Consider the following 19,310-nt stretch of genomic DNA (forward strand, 5'->3'; position numbering starts at 1 on the left):
CGATGATAAGGGAATTAAAAATTTGCCCCCTGTAAGGTAGCCGAAAGGTTATGATATGTAATAGTTCATACTGCTTCCTACCGAGAAGAGGACTAGTCTTATATGGCTTCTTTCAATACTGACCTGCGCGATCTTGACCCCGATGTTTTCGGCGCTATCCAGGGAGAAATTTCCCGCCAGCGCGAAACTCTAGAAATGATCGCTTCTGAAAACTTCGTGCCGCGCGCCGTCTTGCAGGCACAAGGTTCTGTCCTGACCAATAAGTACGCCGAGGGATACCCAGGGCGTCGTTACTACGGCGGCTGTGAGCACGTCGATATTGTTGAGGATCTCGCCCGCGACCGTGCGAAGGCGCTCTTCAACGCGGAATTTGCCAACGTGCAGCCACACTCCGGCGCGCAGGCTAATGCCGCAGTCCTGGCCAGCATCGCGGAACCGGGCGATAAGATCCTCGGCCTGTCCTTGGCGCATGGTGGACACCTGACCCACGGGATGAAGTTGAACTTCTCCGGCAAGCTTTACGATGTCGCGGCGTATGGTGTGGACCCAGAGACCATGCGCGTGGACATGGATAAGCTGCGCGAACAGGCGCTAAAGGAGAAGCCAAAGGTCATCATCGGCGGTTGGTCCGCGTACCCGCGCACCCTGGATTTCGCGGCCTTCCGCGAGATTGCCGATGAGGTGGGCGCTTACCTGTGGGTTGACATGGCCCACTTCGCGGGTCTGGTTGCCGCAGGCCTGCACCCGAACCCAGTGGAGCACGCCGATATCGTCTCCACCACCGTGCACAAGACCCTGGGCGGTCCGCGATCCGGCATGATCTTGGCCAAGCAGGAATACGCAAAGAAGCTGAACTCCAATGTCTTCCCAGGCCAACAGGGCGGACCGCTGATGCACGCGGTGGCTGCAAAGGCTATTTCTATGAAGATTGCGGCCAGCGAGGAATTCAAGGAGCGCCAGGAGCGCACCCTTGAAGGTGCGCGCATTCTGGCTGATCGCCTCTTGGCGGAAGATACGCAGGCAGCTGGCGTGGACGTTGTGTCCGGTGGCACTGATGTCCACCTCGTCCTGGTTGATCTGCGCAATTCGCAGCTCGATGGTCAGCAGGCAGAAGACCTGCTGCACCAAGTAGGAATCACCGTCAACCGCAATGCGGTCCCGAACGATCCTCGCCCGCCGATGGTCACCTCGGGCCTGCGCATCGGCACCTCCGCCCTGGCCACCCGCGGCCTTGATGCGGAAGCCTTCACCGAGGTTGCCGATGTCATCGGCACCGCTTTGGCACAGGGCAATAGCGCCGATGTTGAGGCACTTCGCCGTCGCGTCGATAAAATCGCCGAGCACTACCCGCTGTATGAAGGCCTCGAGGACTGGAAGCTGGTTTAGTCCTTATCCTCTGCGGCGTCCTCGTTGACGTCGTGCCCGCGAGCCTGCGCCAGCGTGGCGCGGGCTTGCTGCAGCCACTCCGGCTGTTTTTCCAAAAGCTCGCTGATTTCCGCAGTGGTCAGCGGCTTATCCATGTCATTCTTCTTTAATGCGGTGACAGAAATGCCCAGCTTGTGGGCAACTTCCTGCCGGGGGTGGGGGCCTTCGCGGCGCAGCGTTTGCAGCCACTGTGGGGGATTGTGCTGCAATTCGCGCAGTTCTTCGTGGCTTACCGCGCTATTTTGAAATTCTTCGGGCGCGGCGGGCAGATAGATATTCAGCTTTTTAGCGGCGGTCTGCGCGCGCATTGCGGTACCGGACGGTTGCTGTTGGTTATGTTGTTCACTCACGGTTTAACCGTAGCACTTTCAGTAGACTGTGCTCCATGCTGCGCTTAGCCTTTGTTACCGGTACACAACCTGGAAAATGGTTTCAGAGATTTCAGGACAATACTGCGCACGGCGGTTTATCCACCATTGATGCGGATGACAGCATAGCGGAAGTGCTCGCCGGTCACGTGGATGTGGCGCTAACTCGCCTGCCGGATGCGCGCGTGGATGACTCCTTCCATGTGGTCCGCCTCTATGAGGAGGCGCCAGGCATTGCGGTTCCAAAGGACTCAGTCTATGCGGAGGTGGGCGAGGCGCTGACGCTTGCCGATGTCTCCGATGAGCACCTCAACTACCGCCTCACCGATGCCGGTGAGGTCGATATCGCCGCCGTACGCGAAGCCCTGCAGGTGGTTGCAGCCAATGTGGGGATCGCCATCGCACCGCTGCCGCTATTAAAAATCCTCAGCAAGAAACAGGTGGTCCCGCTCGCGCTGAAGGATAACGAGGTGCCGGTCACCGAAATTGCGTTGGTCTGGAGAAAGGCGGAGGATGGCGAGGCCATCCAGGACTTTGTGGGCATCGCTAAGGGCCGCACCGCCCGTTCCTCCAGGCAGGAAAAACCGAAACGCACAGCCCGCGAAAAAGCTAAAGCCAAACAGTCTCGAAGGATTGTTAACAATCCGTTACAAAAGCAGAAGAAGCGTCCTAAGCAGCGCAAACGGCGATAAACTGAAAGCTGATCCGCTCAATCCCCGGTGCACACAGTGGTGCGGCAGTGCAGATCGCTATACGGTTGGTTGCGCTCGCCACAATGGCGGCTGAAAACTACAGTGAACTAATTTTTCGGCTGAAAAGCGAAAGGTAGATTTAGAAATGCGCAAGATTACTCGTCGTATTGCAGGTGGCTTCGCGGCCGCAACCCTCTCCGTTGCTCTCGTTGCATGCTCGGACGCAGAGGATACCGTTGATGACGCCAAGGATACCGCTGGCTCCGTAGCCGCAGACGCATCGGATGCTGCCGGCTCTGCCGCAGCCGATGCCACCGACGCCGCAGGTTCCGCTGCCGCAGAGGCAACTGGCTCCAAGGACGATAATGCAGAGGGCGCCAAGGGCGATACCCAGACCGTCACTACTGCAAATGGCGAGGAAGAAGTTCCCGCTGACCTTGCAGCCGCCATCGAGGAAAAGCAGGCAGAGTGGGGCGACGTGCAGAGCGTAGAGTCCTCCGATAAGGGCACCTTGGCTACCTTCGAGGGCGGCAAGCACCTGGTCTACTCTGAGGAGACTGGTGCACAGCCGGTCATCGGCAAGATTGCTGAAACCTGGGTAAACGAGGGTGGCCTCGACTCTTCCGTTGGCCTGCCTACCAAGCCAGAGGCTGACGCAACTGAGGCGAACGGCTGGACCCAAGAGTTTAGCAACGGCACCATCTCCTGGACTGAGGGTGAAGACGGCCAATTCAAGGCTGATATCGAGGCCTAAAGGCTAAAATTCGGCGCCCGCATAAGCGGCACGCCGAACACTCTCGACACTTTCCCTGCGGGTTGTTCCGCAGGGATTTGTCGTTTTCTTAAAGTTCATCTTCCACCCATGTGATTTCAACCTTGGGTGCTTAGGTTGGGTGGCAGCCCCCAAGAGATCGCAGCACTAGCGGTATTGGGGGACAGACAAGGAAGAACAGCTTTCTACCGTTTCACAAAGGAAGATTCCTGCCACCATGACTCGCCCCTCTGTACTTTCTACTCCACCAGGCACCACCGATAATGACATCGCCACCAAGACCTATGTCCTCGATACTTCGGTTTTATTATCTGACCCGTGGGCGTTGCGAAAATTCGCTGAACACGAGGTCGTCCTTCCCGTCGTGGTTATCTCTGAATTAGAAGGAAAACGTCATCACCCGGAGCTTGGTTGGTTCGCCCGCCAAGCTCTTCGCTTTTTGGAAGAGCTGCGCGCTACCTATGAGGCGCTCGACCAACCCGTTCCGGTAAATGTAGCTGGCGGAACTTTGCGGGTAGAGCTTAACCACCAAGACCAGTCGCTCTTGCCGGCCGCATTCCGCGGGCCGGAAGGGGACCACCGCATCTTGGCCTGCACCTTGAACCTGGCGCACGAGGGCAAGGACACGGTCTTGGTCACCAAAGACGTACCGCTGCGCGTCAAGGCCGGCGCCGTGGGCGTGCAGGCCGATGAATACCACGCCCAAGACGTCATTTTGACTGGGTACTCCGGTATGGCCACCGCCTATTCCACCACAGATGTCATCGACGCCCTCTACAGCGATGGGGAAGTGCTGCTAGACGGGGCTGTCACGGACGATGACACCCCGGTTGAAGACTTGCCGGTGCACTGCGGCATCACCTTGATTGCCGGCGCGCAATCTGCCTTGGGGCGTATCATGCCGGACGGGGCGGTGCGCTTGGTGCGCGGCGATCGCAATGCCTTCGGCGTGCAGGGGCGTTCGGCGGAACAACGCATTGCCTTGGATCTGCTGCTGGATCCGGAGGTTGGCATCGTTTCCATCGGCGGTAGGGCCGGTACTGGTAAATCAGCGCTGGCATTGTGCGCTGGCTTGGAGGCTGTCTTGGAACGCGGGGAGCACCGCCGCATTGTGGTCTTCCGGCCCATGTATGCCGTCGGCGGACAGTCGCTGGGGTACCTGCCGGGCTCTGAATCAGAGAAGATGAACCCATGGGCTCAAGCGGTCTATGACACCTTGGAAGGCCTAGTCTCTGACAACGTCCTAGAAGAGATTCATCAGCGTGGGCTCATCGAGGTCCTGCCACTGACCCATATCCGCGGCCGGTCCCTGCACGATGCCTTCGTTATCGTGGACGAGGCGCAGTCATTGGAGCGCAATGTTTTGCTCACCGTGCTCTCGCGCTTGGGGGAAGGCTCGCGAGTAGTGCTCACCCACGACGTTGCCCAGCGCGATAACCTGCGGGTGGGCCGCCACGATGGGGTACAGGCGGTCATCGAAAAGCTCAAGGGCCACGAGCTCTTCTCGCACATTACCCTTAAGCGTTCGGAGCGCTCCGCCATTGCGGAACTGGTAACCGATCTATTAGAAGGCAACGACTAAGTGGGGGCCGGATGAAAGCGATTTCGCAGACAGCGAATTTAATGAATTCTTTATAGAAAAATCACCCAAGACCAGTAATAATGGTGCTTATGAGCGAGAACGCCAAGAAGACGTCTGCGGACGATAAGAAAAAGGATTTCCGTATTCGGCCCTTCACTTCGGCCGATTACCCGCAGATGCGGGACATCTACGAGCAGGGCCTGCAAACCGGCCATGCCACCTATGAAACCCGATCCTTGACCTACGAGGAGTTTACGAGCTCCAAGATCATGGCCTCGGTGCACGTAGCCGTTGAGGCGGACGATGATTCCAAGGTATTGGGGTGGGTATCGGCCGCCCCGATTTCCTCGCGCACCGTCTTCCACGGCGTCGTGGAGGATTCCATTTACTTGGGATCTGATGCCCAAGGCCGTGGCATTGCAGGAGCCTTGCTCGATTGCCTCATTGAAGTGTGCAAGGACCTGCACAAGTGGGCCATCCACTCTTGGATCTTCCCGGAAAATGAAGGTTCTGCGGGCCTTCACAAGTCCCGCGGTTTTGAAAAGGTCGGCACCTACTCACACATGGCCAAGATGACCTATGGTGAGTTGGCCGGTCAGTGGCGCGATACCGATGTCTACGAGCTCCTGCTTCCCAAGCCGGAGGAAAAGAACAGTTAAAGGGCACTCAGCCTTTTCGTCACGAAGGCCGTAGCGCTGCCGGGGGAATAAATCATCCTGGCGGCGCTACGGCCTTTATTTGTTGTCCCAAGCTAGGCGATCAACCAGTTGGGGAGAATAGAGCGCTCCTAGACTGCGGGTACCTCCCAGCGCCCAAACCACTTCTGTGCCTGTGGGCGCATGAAATCGCTCAGGCGGCTAAACGCCGGCACCTCGATGCCTTGGCGCTCTGCCAAGGCCACGAGGTAATCGCGGGTGCGCCATACCTCGATGGGGCTTGCCTCAATATCGAGCACCTCCGCGAGGCCGCCAGCCTGGTAGCCGAGGGAGGAGTTGATGGGGGCATCGGCAAGCGGCAGGCTACCGCGCAGCGCATGGAGCTCCCTACTGGTGGCGGCGGTTTCTGCGGGGTTGAGCGACATTAATCGATCGTCTCCTTCAGGCGCTCTTCACGCAGGGGAAGCAGGACCAAGAGGGCGACGATGACGAGCGGGACCATCAGCGCGATGACCGGGGTGAGTCCGTCATTATAGGAATTTAATACTGCCTGCCTGAGCGGCTCTGGCAGGGAAGACACCAAGTCCGGGGTCAGGCTATTGGCATTGCCCTCGCCATTGCCAAACTTCTCGGCATAGGCCGCGCCCTCAGGTCCCAGCTGCTGGATGGCCTGCGGCAGGCGGTTGGCCATCTCATCCTGCATGTTGTTAATGAACATGGAACCGACCAAGGAAGCACCTAGGGCAGAACCGATCTGGCGGAAGAAGTTATTCGCCGCGGTTGCCGTACCCACCTGGGAGAGCGGGAAGGAGTTCTGGACGATGAGAACGAGCACCTGCATGACCATGCCCAGGCCGATGCCGAAGGCGAGGAACTCGAAGCCGAGTTGCGTGAGCGATGTGTCTACCGACAAGCGGGACATCCAAAAGAGTGCACCGGCGGTAATGGCCAAGCCGATAACGGGGTAGATTTTGTAGCGGCCGGTGCGGGCGATGATGAAACCGACGCCGGTGGAGGTGCCGATAAGGCCAATCATCATCGGAATCATCATCAGGCCTGCGTTGGTGGGTGAGAGGGTGTGGACCATTTGCAGGTAGGTGGGCATATAGCCCAGCACCCCGAACATGGCCAGGCCCAAGATGACGCCGGATAGGGTAGTCAGGGCCATGTTGCGGTTCTTGAAGAGGCGAACCGGGATAAGCGGTTCGGCAGCCCGCAATTCCACGATGGTGGTAATGATCGCGCCGACGAGGGTAATGGCGCCGAGAGTGAGGATCATGGTGGAATCCCAGTCGTACTCGGTGCCGCCCCAAGTGGTCATGAGGATAAGGGAAGCGGTAGTAATGGCGATGAAGGTGGCACCGAGCCAGTCAAAGCGCTTCATATCGGCCTGGCCCACGCGCAGGTTGAGCACCAAGATGCAGACCACCATGGCCAGCAGGCCGAGTGGAATATTCATCCACATGCCCCAACGCCAGCCAGGGCCATCAGTAAACCAGCCACCCAAGACGGGGCCGAGGACGGAGGACAGGCCGAAGACGCCGCCCATGATGCCCATGAACTTGCCACGCTCGCGGGAGGAGGTGACCTCGGCGATGATGGACTGCGAGGAGATCATCATAAACCCGGCGCCGAAGCCTTGCACGGCGCGGGCGATGATGAGAACTGTCATGGAATCGGCGAAACCGCCGATGGCGGAGCCCACGACGAAGACGGCGATGCCGCCAATGTAGAGCCACTTGCGGCCCAGCATGTCACCCAGCTTGCCGGAAATCGGCATGGCGATGGTCATGGTGACCAGGAATGCGGAAATTACCCAGCTCATGTGGTCAACGCCGCCAAGCTCACCAACAATCGTTGGCAAAGCGGAAGAGAAAATCATCTGGCCCAGGGAGCTCATCAACATGGTGAGCACCAGCGCAGAGAAAATGAGCCCCAGGTTATCCGCCCGCGACTGGCCCTGCGCAGGAGCCTTTTCGGCTGTATCTACCATCGGATTCCTTTCATAACATCATTAATCAACATCAGTGAATCATTCAGACGCGAACTCAGGGCGTCGCTGCAATCGCTATCGGGGGCGGCGATGGAAAGCCAGAGGGCCTCGCGGACCACACCGGCGATGACCATGGCCTCCGTTGCCGTGGAATGACCCTCGAGGACGCGCAGTTCCGGTTCCCGGTCAAGGCGCTCCTCAATGAGCCCAATAAGCTCGATGGATTTCGCCCGCTTGCGGCTAATGGAGGCGGCGGCCGCCTCTGGGTCATTAGCAATGCGCTTGCGTCTCTCCCGAATCGTGGGATTAACGTGATGGCCCTCCATGTGCTGCTCAACCAGGTTAAGGACGAGCTCCATGATGTTGGTGGTGGGCTCGTGGAGGAAATACTCGCGCATTTCCGCGGTGAAGTCAGCGCTTGGCGCCCCAAGCACGGCGGATTCCTTCGAATCGAAATAATTAAAAAATGTGCGCCGAGAAATACCGGCTAGTTCGCAGATCTCTTCAATAGTGACCTCGCCAAAGGAATGCTTGTCCACCAACTCGGTGGCAGCATCTTCGATGCGTAGCCGCGTTTCTAGGCGTTTCTGCTCGCGTAGTGATAGTTCTTCTTGCACAGAATGCAACTTTACACTCGGTGCAAACTTGCACCAAGTGCAAAATGGGTGATTTTGTAGATGTGTACGCCGAATCTATGTTGTAGGTCACAGCATACGCTTGCCGATGCCCCTTTCTTTACCCGCGCTTGCCATGCCTGGCAAGCGCGTCGAGGCATGCGAAAACCCCCGCTCAGAGGCGATTTCCGAGCGGGGGTCGTAGCGCTAAACGCGGACTAGATTAAATATTGTCGCGCTCGCGGTTGGTCATGCTCAATACGTCCAAGCGCTTGTCCAGCTCTTCCTCAGTGAGGTTCTCGCCGTCAACAAAGCCCAAGTCAATAACGGCCTGGCGGACTGTGATCTTCTCATTGAGGGCGTGCTTTGCGGCTTTGGCGGCGTTCTCGTAGCCGATGGCGGAGTTCAGCGGGGTCACGATGGAAGTGGAGGACTCCGCGAAGTGCTTCATACGCTCCTCGTTGGCCTCGATGTGGTCGACGCACTTCTCGGCAAAGACGCGGGCGGAGTTAGCCAGCAGGCGAGCGGACTCGAGCACGTTGCGCGCCATCATTGGGATGAAGACGTTGAGCTCGAACTGGCCCTGCGCGCCGCCGAAGGCAACGGCTGCGTCATTGCCCACAACCTGGCCGGCCACCATGGTGACTGCCTCAGGGATAACCGGGTTGACCTTGCCCGGCATGATGGAAGAACCAGGCTGCAGGTCCTTCAGGTGGATTTCTGCCAGGCCGGTCAGCGGGCCGGAGCCCAGCATGCGCAGGTCATTGGCAATCTTGTTGAAGGATACAGCCACCGAGCGCATGGCTCCGGAGAACTCTACAAGGCCGTCGCGGTTAGCCTGTGCCTCGAAGTGGTTTTCAGCTTCCTTCAGGTTCTCAACGCCGGTGAGCTTCTTGAGCTCCTCGGTCACCTTGCCACCGAATTCAGCGGAGGTGTTCAGGCCGGTGCCGGTGGCGGTACCACCGATGGCGAGTTCGCCCAAGCGCGGGAGGGTAGCCTCGATGCGCTCGATGCCGAGCTCCACCTGGCGGGCGTAGCCGCTGAACTCCTGGCCCAGGGTGATGGGGGTGGCGTCCATGAGGTGGGTGCGGCCGGCCTTGACAACGTCCGCGAATTCCTTCGCCTTCTTGGTCAGGGACTCGTGCAGCACCTTCAGGCCCGGAATGAGGTCATTGACGGCTGCTTCCGTGGCCGCCACGTGGGTAGCGGTGGGGAAGGTGTCATTGGAGGACTGGCCCATGTTGACGTCATCGTTCGGGTGAACCTCTACGCCCTGCTTCTGTGCCAAGGAGGCGATGACCTCGTTGGTGTTCATATTGGAGGAGGTACCGGAGCCGGTCTGGAACACATCGATGGGGAAGGCATCGTTGTGCTTGCCTTCCGCGATTTCCTTCGCAGCGGCGATAATGGCGTCTGCCTTTTCCGCATCTAGGCTGCCGGAGTCCTTGTTGACCTGTGCGCATGCCGCCTTGAGCAGGCCGAGTGCGCGGATTTGCGCATCTTCTAGGCCGCGGCCGGAGATGGGGAAGTTGTCTACCGCGCGCTGGGTCTGTGCGCGCCACAGGGCATCAGCGGGAACTTTAACCTCGCCCATAGTGTCATGTTCGGTACGGTATTCGGTCATGAAAATCACCTCGGTTAATTGATTGTGTGCGTCTACCCCCAGTATGGCGAAAAGCTAAAAACTAGAGCACGAAAAGCCCGAGCCCGCCCCGCCATTTGGGGGTGAGGTTTAGTTCTTGGTGGGGTCCGAGTAGTCCACGACGGAGTATTCCTGCAGCTTTGCCAGCTTGTGGAAGGAATCGACGTAGCGGATGGTGCCGGACTTGGAACGCATGACCAGCGAACGGGTGGAGGCGCCATTATTGCGGTAGGAGACACCTCGCAGCATGTCGCCGTTGGTCACGCCGGTGGCAGCGAAGTAGCAGTTCTTGGAGGAGACCAAGTCATTGGTGCCTAAGACCTTGTCCAAGTCGTGGCCGGCGGCGCGGGCCTTTTCTGCTTCCTCTTCATCCTTTGGCCACAGCTTGCCCTGGATTTCGCCACCCATGCACCGCATGGCGCAGGCGGTGATGATGCCCTCAGGGGTACCGCCGATGCCCATCATCATGTCGATGGAATTGGAATCCTGGCAGGTGGCGATGGCACCCGCCACATCGCCGTCCATGATGAGGCGTACCTTGGCGCCTGCCTCACGGATCTCTTGGATGAGCTTATCGTGGCGCGGACGGTCCAATACCACCACGGTGATATCGGCGGTGCGCAGGCCCTTTGCCTTGGCAACAGATTCGATATTCCACTGCACGGACTGGTTGATATCGATGGATCCGACGGCTTCAGGTCCAACGGCGATCTTTTCCATGTAGAAGACTGCGGATGGGTCATACATGGTGCCGCGCTCTGCAGCGGCGATTACGGAAATGGCATTGGGGCGGCCCTCGGCCATCAGCCGCGTGCCATCCACGGGGTCCACGGCAATGTCCATCGCCGCGCCCTCGCCGGTGCCGACCTCTTCGCCGTTGAAGAGCATCGGGGCCTCATCCTTTTCGCCCTCACCAATGACAACAACGCCCTTCATTGCCACGGAGTTAATCAGCTTGCGCATGGCATCGACTGCCGCGCCATCGCCCTCATTCTTCATGCCACGACCAACCCAGCGGCCAGAGGCCAAGGCGGCGGCTTCGGTCACGCGCACCAGCTCCATGGCCAAGTTACGGTCGGGCAAATAAGAAGTATTTTCGGACATGTGTAGTGGTTGCCTTCCATGTTTTCTCACCGTGGGGGTAATTCCCACGCGCTTAGTGTTCTACTTTTCCTATTCTGGCACTTTTTGGTGTCAATAGGTCCGATTTGGGGCCCCTTTTGTGGGGATTTTCCTCTCTCGGGGGAGCATTATCGGCGCGAATGTGCACACGCGGGAGGCATGTGGCACTTTCACGGCGGCTCATGCGATACTAAGGCGCGTGGCAGCAGAACAAAGACCGAAGATTTTCGAAGGCGCTCGCGACATCATTTTGTCCCTTTCCATAGTGGTCCTCATGATGTTGCTTGTGGTGGGCGCAACCGGGCTTTGCTCGGTGAATCCGGAAACAGCGCAAGGCCCAGTCCAAGAGGTAGACGAGGAGACCTTCCTGGATACGCAGGCCCGCGCCGGTGTTGGCGCCATCCGAGATCCCCAGATGCCCGAAGGCTGGCAGGCCAATGCGGCCCGACGTTCGCAGCTAGGAGGCGAGACAGCCACTGTCGTCAGCTGGCTTACCGCAGATGGAAACTACGTGGAATCCACCCAAACCCAGGTTTCTGCAGAAGACGCGGGCGAAAAATACGACGCTAACTATCGCGGGCTGAACTCCACGCGCGAGGCAGCCGGCCACCAAGTGCGCGTGCTGGCGAGCGACGACGATTCAGTGCGCCGCTTGTGGATCGCTGACCTAGGTGATGCCCGCCTCATCATCTCCGGCGCAGCCCCCGATGAAGAATTCGCCGCCGCCACCGAGGCCTTCATCAAGGCCAAGCCTATAAGCGGAAAGTAACCTCGCTGAGCCCCTCATCGTCTGCTTTCACCGTGATTCCCTCAGTATCACCGGCGGCTTCTTCCAAGGCAGCCGCATCTAGCCCGCTCAGGCGCGTCTTTTCTAGGTAGACGTCCACGCGCTCGCGCTGGGAACGCTGCGGGTAGATGGAGACTTGGACCACCTTGGCATCGGCAAGCAGCAGCACGATGGACTGGGAAAAGTAACTCAGTTCCTCCTCGGTGGTCGAAACCTGGGTGATGGTATGCGCCGGCCCGAAAAATTCCTCTACCAACGCGCGGGAATCGCCGCCCATGATGGAGCCTGCCGATGCCGATTTGGATACGAAATCAATCCGCTTTCCCGGGTAACCATAAATCTGCATTACTCTTCACCCTCCTCGGCCTGTTGCTCGTTGTTTTCCGCCTTTTCGAGAGCATCTTCCACGCGCTTAGAGGCGCCATCCAAGTGGGATTCGCACGTGCGAGCAAGTGCCTCGCCGCGCTCCCAGTACTTCAGGGACTCGTCCAAGCCCATTTGGCCGAGCTCTAGAATCTTGACGGTTTCAATGAGCTCATCGCGCGCCTGTTCGTAGCTCAATTCCTCTACGGGAGTAAAGGCATCCTGGCCCGGCTGGCCGGAACCAATGGTTTCATCTGACATCAGCAATTCTCCTACTATTTCTGGCTAATCGGCGGCCTGGGAGGCCATGGATACGGCGGTGATGGAACCATCGCCCACGCGAATGCGCAATTGCGCGCCGGGCGGTGATTGCTCATAAGAGCTGACTACCTCCGGATCGCTGCCATCTTTGGGCAAGACTTGAACAATAGAATACCCACGGGCAAGCGTCGCCGAAGGGCCTAAAGCAGAAACCCGTGCGCGAAGGGACTCCACGTGCCGGGTCTCGCGGTCTAACAACACCCGCAATTCGCGGCGCATACTCGTACGCATGCGCTCGACTTCTTCACGCCGAGCGTGGATCGGGGTCATCGGATCGGCCAATACCGGCCGGGAACGGATATTATCTAATCCACGGCGCTCGCGTTCTACCCAGCCGCGCAACGCCGCTGCCATGCGGGAACGCGCCTCTGCGATAACCGCCCGTTCCTCTGTCACCGAAGGGACCACGCGCTTGGCGGCGTCCGTGGGTGTAGCCGCGCGTAAGTCTGCGACATTATCCAGCACCGGGCTATCCGGCTCGTGGCCAATCGCGGAGACCACCGGCGTGCTGGCGGCCACGACGGCACGTTGCAGGGCTTCTTCAGAAAAAGGCAAAAGGTCTTCGACAGAACCGCCGCCACGGGCGATGATGATGACATCGATCTCCGCATCGGCGTCGAGCTCCTGCAGGGCCGAAACCACTTCGGGGACGGTATTTGCCCCCTGAACAGCGGTATTGATGACGCGGAATTGCACGGCCGGCCACCGGTCGCGGGCGACCGCCATGACATCGCGCTCGGCGGCAGAACCGCGGCCAGTAATCAGGCCGATCTTCTGCGGGAGATAGGGAAGTGGGCGCTTGCGCGCGGGATCAAAGAGGCCTTCTGCGGCGAGCTGTGCGCGCAGCTTTTCAATGCGCGCCAATAAATCGCCGATGCCCACGTGCCGGATCTCTGTGGTCCACAAGGAAAAGGATCCGCGGCCGGCATAAAACGCGGGCTTGCCGTGCACGATGACGCGGTCGCCATCCTTCAGCGGTGTAGGTAGGTTGTGCAGCATTGAGGAAGAGCAGGTCAATTGCACCGACTTTTCCTGCTGCACATCGCGCAGGGTGAGATAAGACAGCTTCCACGTGGGCTTGTAATTGATCTGCGTTAATTGGCCTTCCACCCACAGATATCCAAGGCGCTCGATCCACCCCTTCACCTGGTCATTGACCTGGCCTACAGGCCACGGGGTCTCTGGAGTATTTGCCGGTTGGTTCACGCAGCCACCCTTTCCATCTACAGCACCATACGGTGCCTTTTAGTGTAGGTGCTCCGGACAAGCACCGCCCCGCTTGGGTGGCCTAGATGGGCGCTTTTGCTGCTGGATAGCCCTTACTATTGTTTTGCTTTACCTTTCGATACTCTGGGAGGCATGACTGATGGTAAAAATGTTCTCCTCGCGGCACCGCGCGGTTACTGCGCTGGAGTGGACCGCGCCGTCGAGACTGTAGAAAAGGCGCTAGAAAAATACGGCGCACCCATTTATGTGCGCAAGCAAATCGTCCACAACCGTTATGTCGTTGAATCTCTGGCCAAGCGCGGAGTCATCTTCGTTGAAGAGGCATCCGAAGCCCCAGAGGGTGCTCACCTCGTATTCTCTGCCCACGGCATCTCCCCGGCGGTGCGCAATCAGGCGCAAGAGCGCAAGCAATTGACCCTGGATGCCACCTGCCCCTTGGTTACCAAGGTGCACAAGGAAGCCCAGCGCTTCGAGCGCGATGGTTACCACATCCTCCTCGTGGGTCATGAAGGCCACGAAGAGGTAGAGGGCACCGCGGGAGAGGCCCCCGATGTCACACACCTGGTCGATGGCGTCGACGGCGTGGACAAGCTGCCAGATTACTTGCAGGATGAAAAACTCATCTGGCTTTCGCAGACCACGCTCTCGGTGGATGAGACCGTCGTCATCGTCAATAAACTGCGCGAGCGTTTCCCGCACCTGGAAAACCCGCCATCAGATGATATTTGCTACGCCACCCAAAACCGGCAAGAGTCCGTCAAGGCCATCGCGCCGAAGTGCGATCTGATGATCGTGGTGGGGTCAAAAAACTCGTCCAACTCGGTGCGCCTCGTAGAAGTCGCACTCGAGGCAGGCGCGCGCGACTCCCACTTGGTGGACTTCGCCGCAGAAATCGATGAATCGTGGTTAGACGGCGTAGAGACCGTTGGTGTGACCTGTGGCGCCTCCGTGCCGGAACTCTTGGTGCGCGAAGTACTCGAATACTTGGATGATCGCGGCTTTAATGACGTGGAGCAAGTAACCACCTCTACGGAATCCATTACCTTTGCGCTGCCGCGTGTTCTGCGTCCCGCGCGCACCTAGCGCTGCAACGCCTAAAACAACGATAACCGTGAGCCTGGTGGCCTCTTAAAGAGTGCCGGGGGCTCACGGTTTAGTTTATTCGTAGAGGTTATCGTCCCAGCGCTGCTTCTTGGCAGTGTCTTTTATCGAGGAAGTGGGACCTGTTTCGGGGGCCGGTGGTATCACGTCTCCCGCGCGCCGGTTCGGATCGGGTTGCAAGCGATTTTCGCGTTCCGCCTGTTGCTCGCGACGACGCTCTTCTCGGTCGCGGCCGCGGATGCGGTCCTGCGGCTTCTGCGGAGGTTGCGCCTGTGCATGCGATCTGCGGCGAGAGGCGCGTGGGGATGAGGCCTGCGGGTTTTCGGATCTATTACGCGCCATGAGTTCCGCCACGGAAAGCCGCTCAGCGCGGTTCTGACGATCCCGCTTCATGTCCGCGCGCCGCGAGACCCTTTGCTGATTCACAGCGCGCTGTGCGGCCTTGCGGAAGCGAATCCAGCGCAAAACGCCGATTGCCGTCGCGCCGAGAACCGCGATAAGCAACCACACGAAGTTCTGGACCAGCGGATACACCGAGGTGAGCAGCGACGTTTTAGAAAAACTGGTGCCTTCTGGAGCATTGGACTTGGTGATGAAGATTCCCGCCGTCACCACGGTTACCGCGTACAAAATGGGGATGGACGCGATGGACAGGAATAATCCCCGCTCCTCAACGATGAGCGCTATGAGCAGCGAGCTGATGATGAGGAAGGCAACGTACATCCAGCCTATGGAGCCGGCAAGAATGGAAATCAATGCGCCGGTGAGCAAAAGTGCCGCCAATAGCCCAAGGCCCTTCAGCAGCGAGATGTTCGGCATGCTCAGGCCCTGCGCGGCGGTTGGCTTTCGTTGTTTGGCTAGTGACACGTCGCAAAATCCTACCGTCTGGCGCGGGCCAATGGCTATATCCACGCAGTAAAACTGCCTAGAATTTATGAAGAATTTGTCCCGCGCGGCCACGTATCAATGGGGGAGGGCTCGCGCGGTGCCCTGTTCGTGCGGCCGGGGATCTCCATTTCGTGCAGCTTGCGGGCGGTCACGCCCACGCGCGAATCCAGCGAGGAGAGCGTGGAATTATAGGCTTCTACTGCCTTTTCGAGGTTTTGACCCACCTTGCCGTAGTGATCTGAGAGGGTATTGAGCCGCGAATAGAGCTCGCGTCCCAAGCGTTGGACTTCTTTTGCCTTGGTGGAAATATCTTCTTGGTGCCAACCCATAGCTACCGTGCGCAAAAGCGCGAAGAGTGAGCTCGGGGTGGCGATGACGACGTTGCGCTCAAAACCGAACTCGATGAGCTCAGGATCGACCGATAACGCAGCATCGAGGAAGGGATCCGCTGGCACGAAGAGCACCACGAATTCCGGGGTGGGTTGGAAGGCCTCAATATAGTCCTTGTGGGACAACGCCTGGATGTGGCTGCGCAGCTGATGCGCGTGGCGGCGCAGGTAGCCGGCGTGTTCTTCTGGATCCTCGGTTTCTAGCGCATCGAGGTAAGAAGAAAATGGGACCTTGGCATCGACGATGATATGCCTGCCACCGGCCAAGTTGATGAGCATGTCTGGGCGCACGATGCGGCCGTTTAAGGGGGCAGAGACTTGGGTATCGAAGTCTACGTGCCGTCTCATGCCGCCGAGTTCGACGACGCGCTCTAGCTGAATCTCGCCCCACCGCCCGCGCACATTGGGTGAGCGGAGGGCCGTAACGAGCTGATCTGTGCGCTCTGTTAGCCGGGACGAGGTGCGGGTCACCGCCTGCACTTGGCTGGACAGGGAGGCCAAGTGGGCGGTGCGATCTTCTTCCAATTCTTGGAGCTGGAATCCAAGCCTGTCCATGGCCTTTTCCAGCGGTTGCAGCTCGGCCTGGCGGCGCTGGGATTCTTGCAGCGCCCGGTGCTCCTCGCTCGGTGCGGAGCGGGAGGTGGAATGAGAGTGGGCCAACCATCCCAGAATGGCGCCCAATAGGAGACCGATAAACAGCAGCAGCACGGGCAAAGTGGATGTCATGGAATCCACTATGACACGTGCTGCCGACACAGCACACTATTTTTTCGAATCTCCGTTCAAAAGATTTTCAAAGGCGTCCCGCGCCCGGCGCAGGTTGGAGCGCATGCTCGGTTCGTCATAGTCCTCCGGGGTGGAATCGACGTCGACGGAGGCGTCGAGCGTGGTGGAATCGCCATCGGAAGCCGCGTCGGCGCCGGCGATATCGGGGTTGGCGTGTTCTGGGACCTTGCGCCATTGCTCGCGCTTGTACTGCGCTTGCTCTTCGGTATAGCGGCCGATGAGGTAGCCCGCGACGGTGGAGTAGTTGAGCTCGGAGGAGTGCTTTTCCCCGGACTGCAGCTTCATCATGTCTTGGACGTAGCGATAAGCCACCGCGATCATGGCGGCGGTCGGCACGGCCAAGAATCCACCAATGAGTCCAAAGAGCGCGGAGCCGACGATGACGGAGACCAAAACAATGACTGGGTGCAGGTTCATGGCCTTCGCCTGCAGCCACGGCGAGAGGACATTGCCTTCAAGCTGCTGGACCAAAAGAACGAGACCCAAGACCAACAGTGCTTGGGTAAAGCCCAAAGACACTAAGGCGATAACCACCGCGAGCGCGCCAGAGACAATGGCGCCGACGAACGGGATGAAGCCGGCGATGAAGGTGATGATTGCCAGGGCCATCGCCAAGGGCACGCCGATAAGCACGAGGCCGAGGCCGATAAAGATGGCATCGATAAGCGAGACCACTGCCTGTGCCCGAATGAATCCGCCCAGGGTATTCCAGGCGCGCGTGAGCAATTCCGTGAGGTGCCAGCCGGCGCGTCGGCCGGTGGCATCGCGCAGCCACGGCAGGAATTTGGTGCCGTCCTTGAGGAAGAAGAAGGTGAGCACCAAGACAATGAACACCGTAACGAAAAATGAGGTGGCATTGCCGATGCCCGTAAATACAGACCCGGCGATAACGCCCGCACGCTCTTGCAACCAGCCCGCGGCCTCGTCAATATAGGTGCTCATATCGTCGCTATCGAGGTTCAACGGTGGACCCTGGGCCCAAACCTGGAGCTGCTGGATGCCCGAGACCGTTTGTAGGTAGAGCGACTGGGATTGCCGCATGAAGTCCGGCGCCACCGAGGCGATGAGCCCACCGACGGCGGCTGAAGAGAGCAGGATTGTCACAATCGCTGCCAGGCCCGCGGGTAGTCCCTTTGTTCGCATCCAACGCGCCATGGGGTTAAGCACTGTACAGATAATAAGAGCCAAGAGCACTGGAAGGATGCCCTGCCAGAAGCTACCCAGGACCTGATATACAGCAAAAAGGAAAACGCCGATTATCAGCAGGCGCACGGCCCACAGGGAGGTCGATTTCACCATTTCGCCCGCAATGACGGAGCGATCGACCTGATTGCCCGGGGGGTGCGGCGATACGTCGTCCAATTGGTTGGTGTCGAAGTCACCGTCCATCTTATCGCCCGGGCTCGCCTGTGGCTTTTCGGGTGTTGGTTGCTTATCAGAACTCACCCCACCATCTTGCCTCATAACGCGGTAGGTGCGTTAGGATTAGCCCCGTGAGTCTTACACTAGGAATCGTCGGCTTGCCCAATGTGGGCAAGTCCACTTTGTTTAATGCCCTGACCCGTTCCGAAATCTTGGCGGCTAATTACCCATTCGCCACCATCGAGCCCAACGTGGGCTTGGTGGAGCTGCCGGATCCCCGTTTGGACGCCCTCGCCAAGATGTTCAACTCCGAGCGTATCTTGCCGGCGACCGTGTCCTTCGTGGATATTGCCGGCATCGTCGCAGGTGCCTCGCAGGGCGAGGGTATGGGAAACGCCTTCCTAGCCAATATCCGCGAGGCCGACGCTATCTGCCAGGTGGTCCGCGCCTTTTCTGATGACAGTGTCATCCACGTCGATGGCCAGGTAGATCCCGGCAATGACATTTCCGTTATTAATACAGAGCTGATTCTGGCGGATCTGCAGACCATCGAGAAGGCCCTGCCGCGCCTAGAAAAGGATGCCCGGAAGAATAAGGACTTGGCGCCTGTTGTGGAGGCCACCAAGAAGGCGCAGGAAATCCTAGAGGATGACCGCACCCTCTTCGCCGCCGCCAAGACCGGCGAGATTGATCTTTCCCTCGTACGCGAGCTGCACCTGATGACGGCTAAGCCCTTCCTCTATGTCTTTAACTCGGACGAGGCTGTGCTTACCGATGCCACCAAGAAGGACGAACTGCGCCAGCTCGTCGCCCCAGCAGATTGCGTTTTCCTCGATGCACAAACCGAGTCCGAGCTCTTGGAGCTGGATGAGGACGAGGCAAGCGAGCTGCTCGAGGCAGTAGGCCAAGAAGAGCCCGGCTTGGCTACCTTGGCCAAGGCTGGTTTCTCCACCTTGGGCCTGCAAACCTACCTCACCGCTGGTGAAAAGGAAGCCCGCGCGTGGACCATTAAGCAAGGCGCTGCCGCACCCCAGGCCGCTGGCGTAATCCACACCGATTTTGAAAAGAAGTTCATCAAGGCAGAAATCGTCTCCTTCGACGATCTTGTTGCTGCTGGCTCAATGGCCGAAGCGCGAGCCAACGGCAAGGTCCGCCAAGAAGGCAAGGACTACATCATGCACGATGGCGACGTGTGTGACTTCAAAATCGGCGGCTAAAAC

General features: G+C 58.9%; 20 protein-coding genes. 8 read left to right on the forward strand and 12 right to left on the reverse strand.

Translation table 11 applies throughout. The features are described 5' to 3' along the window. Window positions 1-102 precede the first annotated feature (102 nt). Window positions 103-1,386 carry a serine hydroxymethyltransferase gene (gene glyA / locus ABRP95_RS01120; protein WP_284782456.1) on the forward strand — a complete coding sequence of 428 codons (1,284 nt, stop codon included), beginning with the start codon at window positions 103-105 and terminating at the stop codon, window positions 1,384-1,386. Here the strand turns inward: glyA and ABRP95_RS01125 are convergent. Continuing rightward, the gene (locus ABRP95_RS01125) at window positions 1,383-1,775 is read right to left on the reverse strand and encodes a DUF5997 family protein (protein WP_296089941.1); all 393 of its coding nucleotides are present in this window, start codon (window positions 1,773-1,775) and stop codon (window positions 1,383-1,385) included. The two genes, glyA and ABRP95_RS01125, sit on opposite strands and share 4 nt — an antisense overlap. Before the next feature lie 35 nt (window positions 1,776-1,810). Here ABRP95_RS01125 and ABRP95_RS01130 point away from each other — a divergent pair, with 35 nt between their 5' ends. The 4 genes from ABRP95_RS01130 (at window position 1,811) to ABRP95_RS01145 (ending at window position 5,498) form a co-directional block, all read left to right on the forward strand. Continuing rightward, window positions 1,811-2,485 (forward strand): LysR family transcriptional regulator substrate-binding protein, encoded by a 675-nt coding sequence (locus tag ABRP95_RS01130; protein ID WP_296089939.1) that lies wholly within the window; start codon window positions 1,811-1,813, stop codon window positions 2,483-2,485. Between the two features lie 145 nt (window positions 2,486-2,630). Next, the gene (locus ABRP95_RS01135; protein WP_284769948.1) at window positions 2,631-3,239 is read left to right on the forward strand and encodes an LGFP repeat-containing protein; all 609 of its coding nucleotides are present in this window, start codon (window positions 2,631-2,633) and stop codon (window positions 3,237-3,239) included. Window positions 3,240-3,474: 235 nt separating this feature from the next. Next, window positions 3,475-4,839: an RNA 5'-3' helicase PhoH2 gene (gene phoH2, locus ABRP95_RS01140; protein ID WP_349838811.1), complete on the forward strand. Its 1,365-nt coding sequence runs from the start codon at window positions 3,475-3,477 to the stop codon at window positions 4,837-4,839. An 80-nt stretch (window positions 4,840-4,919) separates the two neighbouring features. Next, window positions 4,920-5,498: a GNAT family N-acetyltransferase gene (locus tag ABRP95_RS01145; RefSeq protein ID WP_284769946.1), complete on the forward strand. Its 579-nt coding sequence runs from the start codon at window positions 4,920-4,922 to the stop codon at window positions 5,496-5,498. A 128-nt stretch (window positions 5,499-5,626) separates the two neighbouring features. Here ABRP95_RS01145 and ABRP95_RS01150 read toward each other — a convergent pair whose 3' ends face one another. The 5 genes from ABRP95_RS01150 to glpX all read right to left on the reverse strand — a co-directional run bounded on the left by ABRP95_RS01150 (window position 5,627) and on the right by glpX (window position 10,848). Beyond that, window positions 5,627-5,920, reverse strand: coding sequence for a DUF2316 family protein (locus ABRP95_RS01150; RefSeq protein ID WP_349838812.1), 294 nt, complete (start codon window positions 5,918-5,920; stop codon window positions 5,627-5,629). Beyond that, the gene (locus ABRP95_RS01155) at window positions 5,920-7,488 is read right to left on the reverse strand and encodes an MDR family MFS transporter (protein ID WP_284850336.1); all 1,569 of its coding nucleotides are present in this window, start codon (window positions 7,486-7,488) and stop codon (window positions 5,920-5,922) included. The genes ABRP95_RS01150 and ABRP95_RS01155 overlap by 1 nt, the downstream gene beginning before the upstream one ends. Continuing rightward, window positions 7,482-8,105 carry a TetR/AcrR family transcriptional regulator gene (locus ABRP95_RS01160; RefSeq protein WP_284609610.1) on the reverse strand — a complete coding sequence of 208 codons (624 nt, stop codon included), beginning with the start codon at window positions 8,103-8,105 and terminating at the stop codon, window positions 7,482-7,484. Before ABRP95_RS01160 ends, ABRP95_RS01155 begins: the two co-directional genes overlap by 7 nt. Before the next feature lie 220 nt (window positions 8,106-8,325). After that, window positions 8,326-9,726 (reverse strand): class II fumarate hydratase, encoded by a 1,401-nt coding sequence (locus tag ABRP95_RS01165; protein ID WP_349838813.1) that lies wholly within the window; start codon window positions 9,724-9,726, stop codon window positions 8,326-8,328. Between the two features lie 108 nt (window positions 9,727-9,834). Continuing rightward, window positions 9,835-10,848 carry a class II fructose-bisphosphatase gene (gene glpX, locus ABRP95_RS01170; RefSeq protein WP_284769941.1) on the reverse strand — a complete coding sequence of 338 codons (1,014 nt, stop codon included), beginning with the start codon at window positions 10,846-10,848 and terminating at the stop codon, window positions 9,835-9,837. 217 nt (window positions 10,849-11,065) lie between these two features. Here glpX and ABRP95_RS01175 point away from each other — a divergent pair, with 217 nt between their 5' ends. Then, window positions 11,066-11,635: a DUF4245 domain-containing protein gene (locus ABRP95_RS01175; protein WP_349838814.1), complete on the forward strand. Its 570-nt coding sequence runs from the start codon at window positions 11,066-11,068 to the stop codon at window positions 11,633-11,635. Here the strand turns inward: ABRP95_RS01175 and ABRP95_RS01180 are convergent. The 3 genes from ABRP95_RS01180 to xseA are packed head-to-tail and all read right to left on the reverse strand — an operon-like array spanning window position 11,619 to window position 13,543. Continuing rightward, window positions 11,619-11,999, reverse strand: coding sequence for a hypothetical protein (locus tag ABRP95_RS01180; protein WP_349838815.1), 381 nt, complete (start codon window positions 11,997-11,999; stop codon window positions 11,619-11,621). The two genes, ABRP95_RS01175 and ABRP95_RS01180, sit on opposite strands and share 17 nt — an antisense overlap. Continuing rightward, on the reverse strand, window positions 11,999-12,277 hold the full coding sequence (locus ABRP95_RS01185; RefSeq protein WP_005280052.1) for an exodeoxyribonuclease VII small subunit: 279 nt from the start codon (window positions 12,275-12,277) through the stop codon (window positions 11,999-12,001). Before ABRP95_RS01185 ends, ABRP95_RS01180 begins: the two co-directional genes overlap by 1 nt. Before the next feature lie 24 nt (window positions 12,278-12,301). Continuing rightward, window positions 12,302-13,543, reverse strand: a complete 1,242-nt coding sequence (gene xseA / locus ABRP95_RS01190) for an exodeoxyribonuclease VII large subunit (protein WP_349838816.1) — start codon at window positions 13,541-13,543, stop codon at window positions 12,302-12,304. Window positions 13,544-13,696: 153 nt separating this feature from the next. On the opposite strand from xseA, the gene ABRP95_RS01195 reads away from it, so the two are divergent. Beyond that, entirely contained in the window at window positions 13,697-14,647 is a 951-nt protein-coding gene (locus ABRP95_RS01195) for a 4-hydroxy-3-methylbut-2-enyl diphosphate reductase (RefSeq protein WP_349838817.1), read from the forward strand. A 75-nt stretch (window positions 14,648-14,722) separates the two neighbouring features. Here the strand turns inward: ABRP95_RS01195 and ABRP95_RS01200 are convergent, their stop codons facing one another. The 3 genes from ABRP95_RS01200 to ABRP95_RS01210 form a co-directional block, all read right to left on the reverse strand. Next, window positions 14,723-15,532 carry a DUF6542 domain-containing protein gene (locus ABRP95_RS01200; protein WP_349838818.1) on the reverse strand — a complete coding sequence of 270 codons (810 nt, stop codon included), beginning with the start codon at window positions 15,530-15,532 and terminating at the stop codon, window positions 14,723-14,725. A gap of 65 nt (window positions 15,533-15,597) precedes the next feature. Continuing rightward, window positions 15,598-16,668, reverse strand: a complete 1,071-nt coding sequence (locus ABRP95_RS01205) for a DNA recombination protein RmuC (RefSeq protein ID WP_349838819.1) — start codon at window positions 16,666-16,668, stop codon at window positions 15,598-15,600. Window positions 16,669-16,704: 36 nt separating this feature from the next. Beyond that, window positions 16,705-18,192 (reverse strand): AI-2E family transporter, encoded by a 1,488-nt coding sequence (locus ABRP95_RS01210; RefSeq protein ID WP_284850344.1) that lies wholly within the window; start codon window positions 18,190-18,192, stop codon window positions 16,705-16,707. Between the two features lie 29 nt (window positions 18,193-18,221). Here ABRP95_RS01210 and ychF point away from each other — a divergent pair, with 29 nt between their 5' ends. Then, window positions 18,222-19,307, forward strand: coding sequence for a redox-regulated ATPase YchF (gene ychF, locus ABRP95_RS01215; RefSeq protein ID WP_349838820.1), 1,086 nt, complete (start codon window positions 18,222-18,224; stop codon window positions 19,305-19,307). The last annotated feature ends 3 nt before the right edge of the window (window positions 19,308-19,310 follow it).

This window comes from Corynebacterium sp. KPL2895, assembly GCF_040225815.1.
In the GTDB taxonomy this organism is placed as follows: domain Bacteria; phylum Actinomycetota; class Actinomycetes; order Mycobacteriales; family Mycobacteriaceae; genus Corynebacterium; species Corynebacterium rhinophilum.

Excerpts from the sequence above, each read along its gene's own strand:
- glyA (WP_284782456.1), top strand. The coding sequence starts at position 103 with ATGGCTTCTTTCAATACTGACCTGCGCGATCTTGACCCCGATGTTTTC.
- ABRP95_RS01130 (WP_296089939.1), top strand. The coding sequence starts at position 1,811 with ATGCTGCGCTTAGCCTTTGTTACCGGTACACAACCTGGAAAATGGTTT.
- ABRP95_RS01135 (WP_284769948.1), top strand. The coding sequence starts at position 2,631 with ATGCGCAAGATTACTCGTCGTATTGCAGGTGGCTTCGCGGCCGCAACC.
- phoH2 (WP_349838811.1), top strand. The coding sequence starts at position 3,475 with ATGACTCGCCCCTCTGTACTTTCTACTCCACCAGGCACCACCGATAAT.
- ABRP95_RS01145 (WP_284769946.1), top strand. The coding sequence starts at position 4,920 with ATGGTGCTTATGAGCGAGAACGCCAAGAAGACGTCTGCGGACGATAAG.
- ABRP95_RS01150 (WP_349838812.1), bottom strand. The coding sequence starts at position 5,920 with ATGTCGCTCAACCCCGCAGAAACCGCCGCCACCAGTAGGGAGCTCCAT.
- ABRP95_RS01155 (WP_284850336.1), bottom strand. The coding sequence starts at position 7,488 with ATGGTAGATACAGCCGAAAAGGCTCCTGCGCAGGGCCAGTCGCGGGCG.
- ABRP95_RS01165 (WP_349838813.1), bottom strand. The coding sequence starts at position 9,726 with ATGACCGAATACCGTACCGAACATGACACTATGGGCGAGGTTAAAGTT.
- glpX (WP_284769941.1), bottom strand. The coding sequence starts at position 10,848 with ATGTCCGAAAATACTTCTTATTTGCCCGACCGTAACTTGGCCATGGAG.
- ABRP95_RS01180 (WP_349838815.1), bottom strand. The coding sequence starts at position 11,999 with ATGCAGATTTATGGTTACCCGGGAAAGCGGATTGATTTCGTATCCAAA.
- ABRP95_RS01185 (WP_005280052.1), bottom strand. The coding sequence starts at position 12,277 with ATGTCAGATGAAACCATTGGTTCCGGCCAGCCGGGCCAGGATGCCTTT.
- ABRP95_RS01195 (WP_349838817.1), top strand. The coding sequence starts at position 13,697 with ATGACTGATGGTAAAAATGTTCTCCTCGCGGCACCGCGCGGTTACTGC.
- ABRP95_RS01205 (WP_349838819.1), bottom strand. The coding sequence starts at position 16,668 with ATGACATCCACTTTGCCCGTGCTGCTGCTGTTTATCGGTCTCCTATTG.
- ABRP95_RS01210 (WP_284850344.1), bottom strand. The coding sequence starts at position 18,192 with ATGAGGCAAGATGGTGGGGTGAGTTCTGATAAGCAACCAACACCCGAA.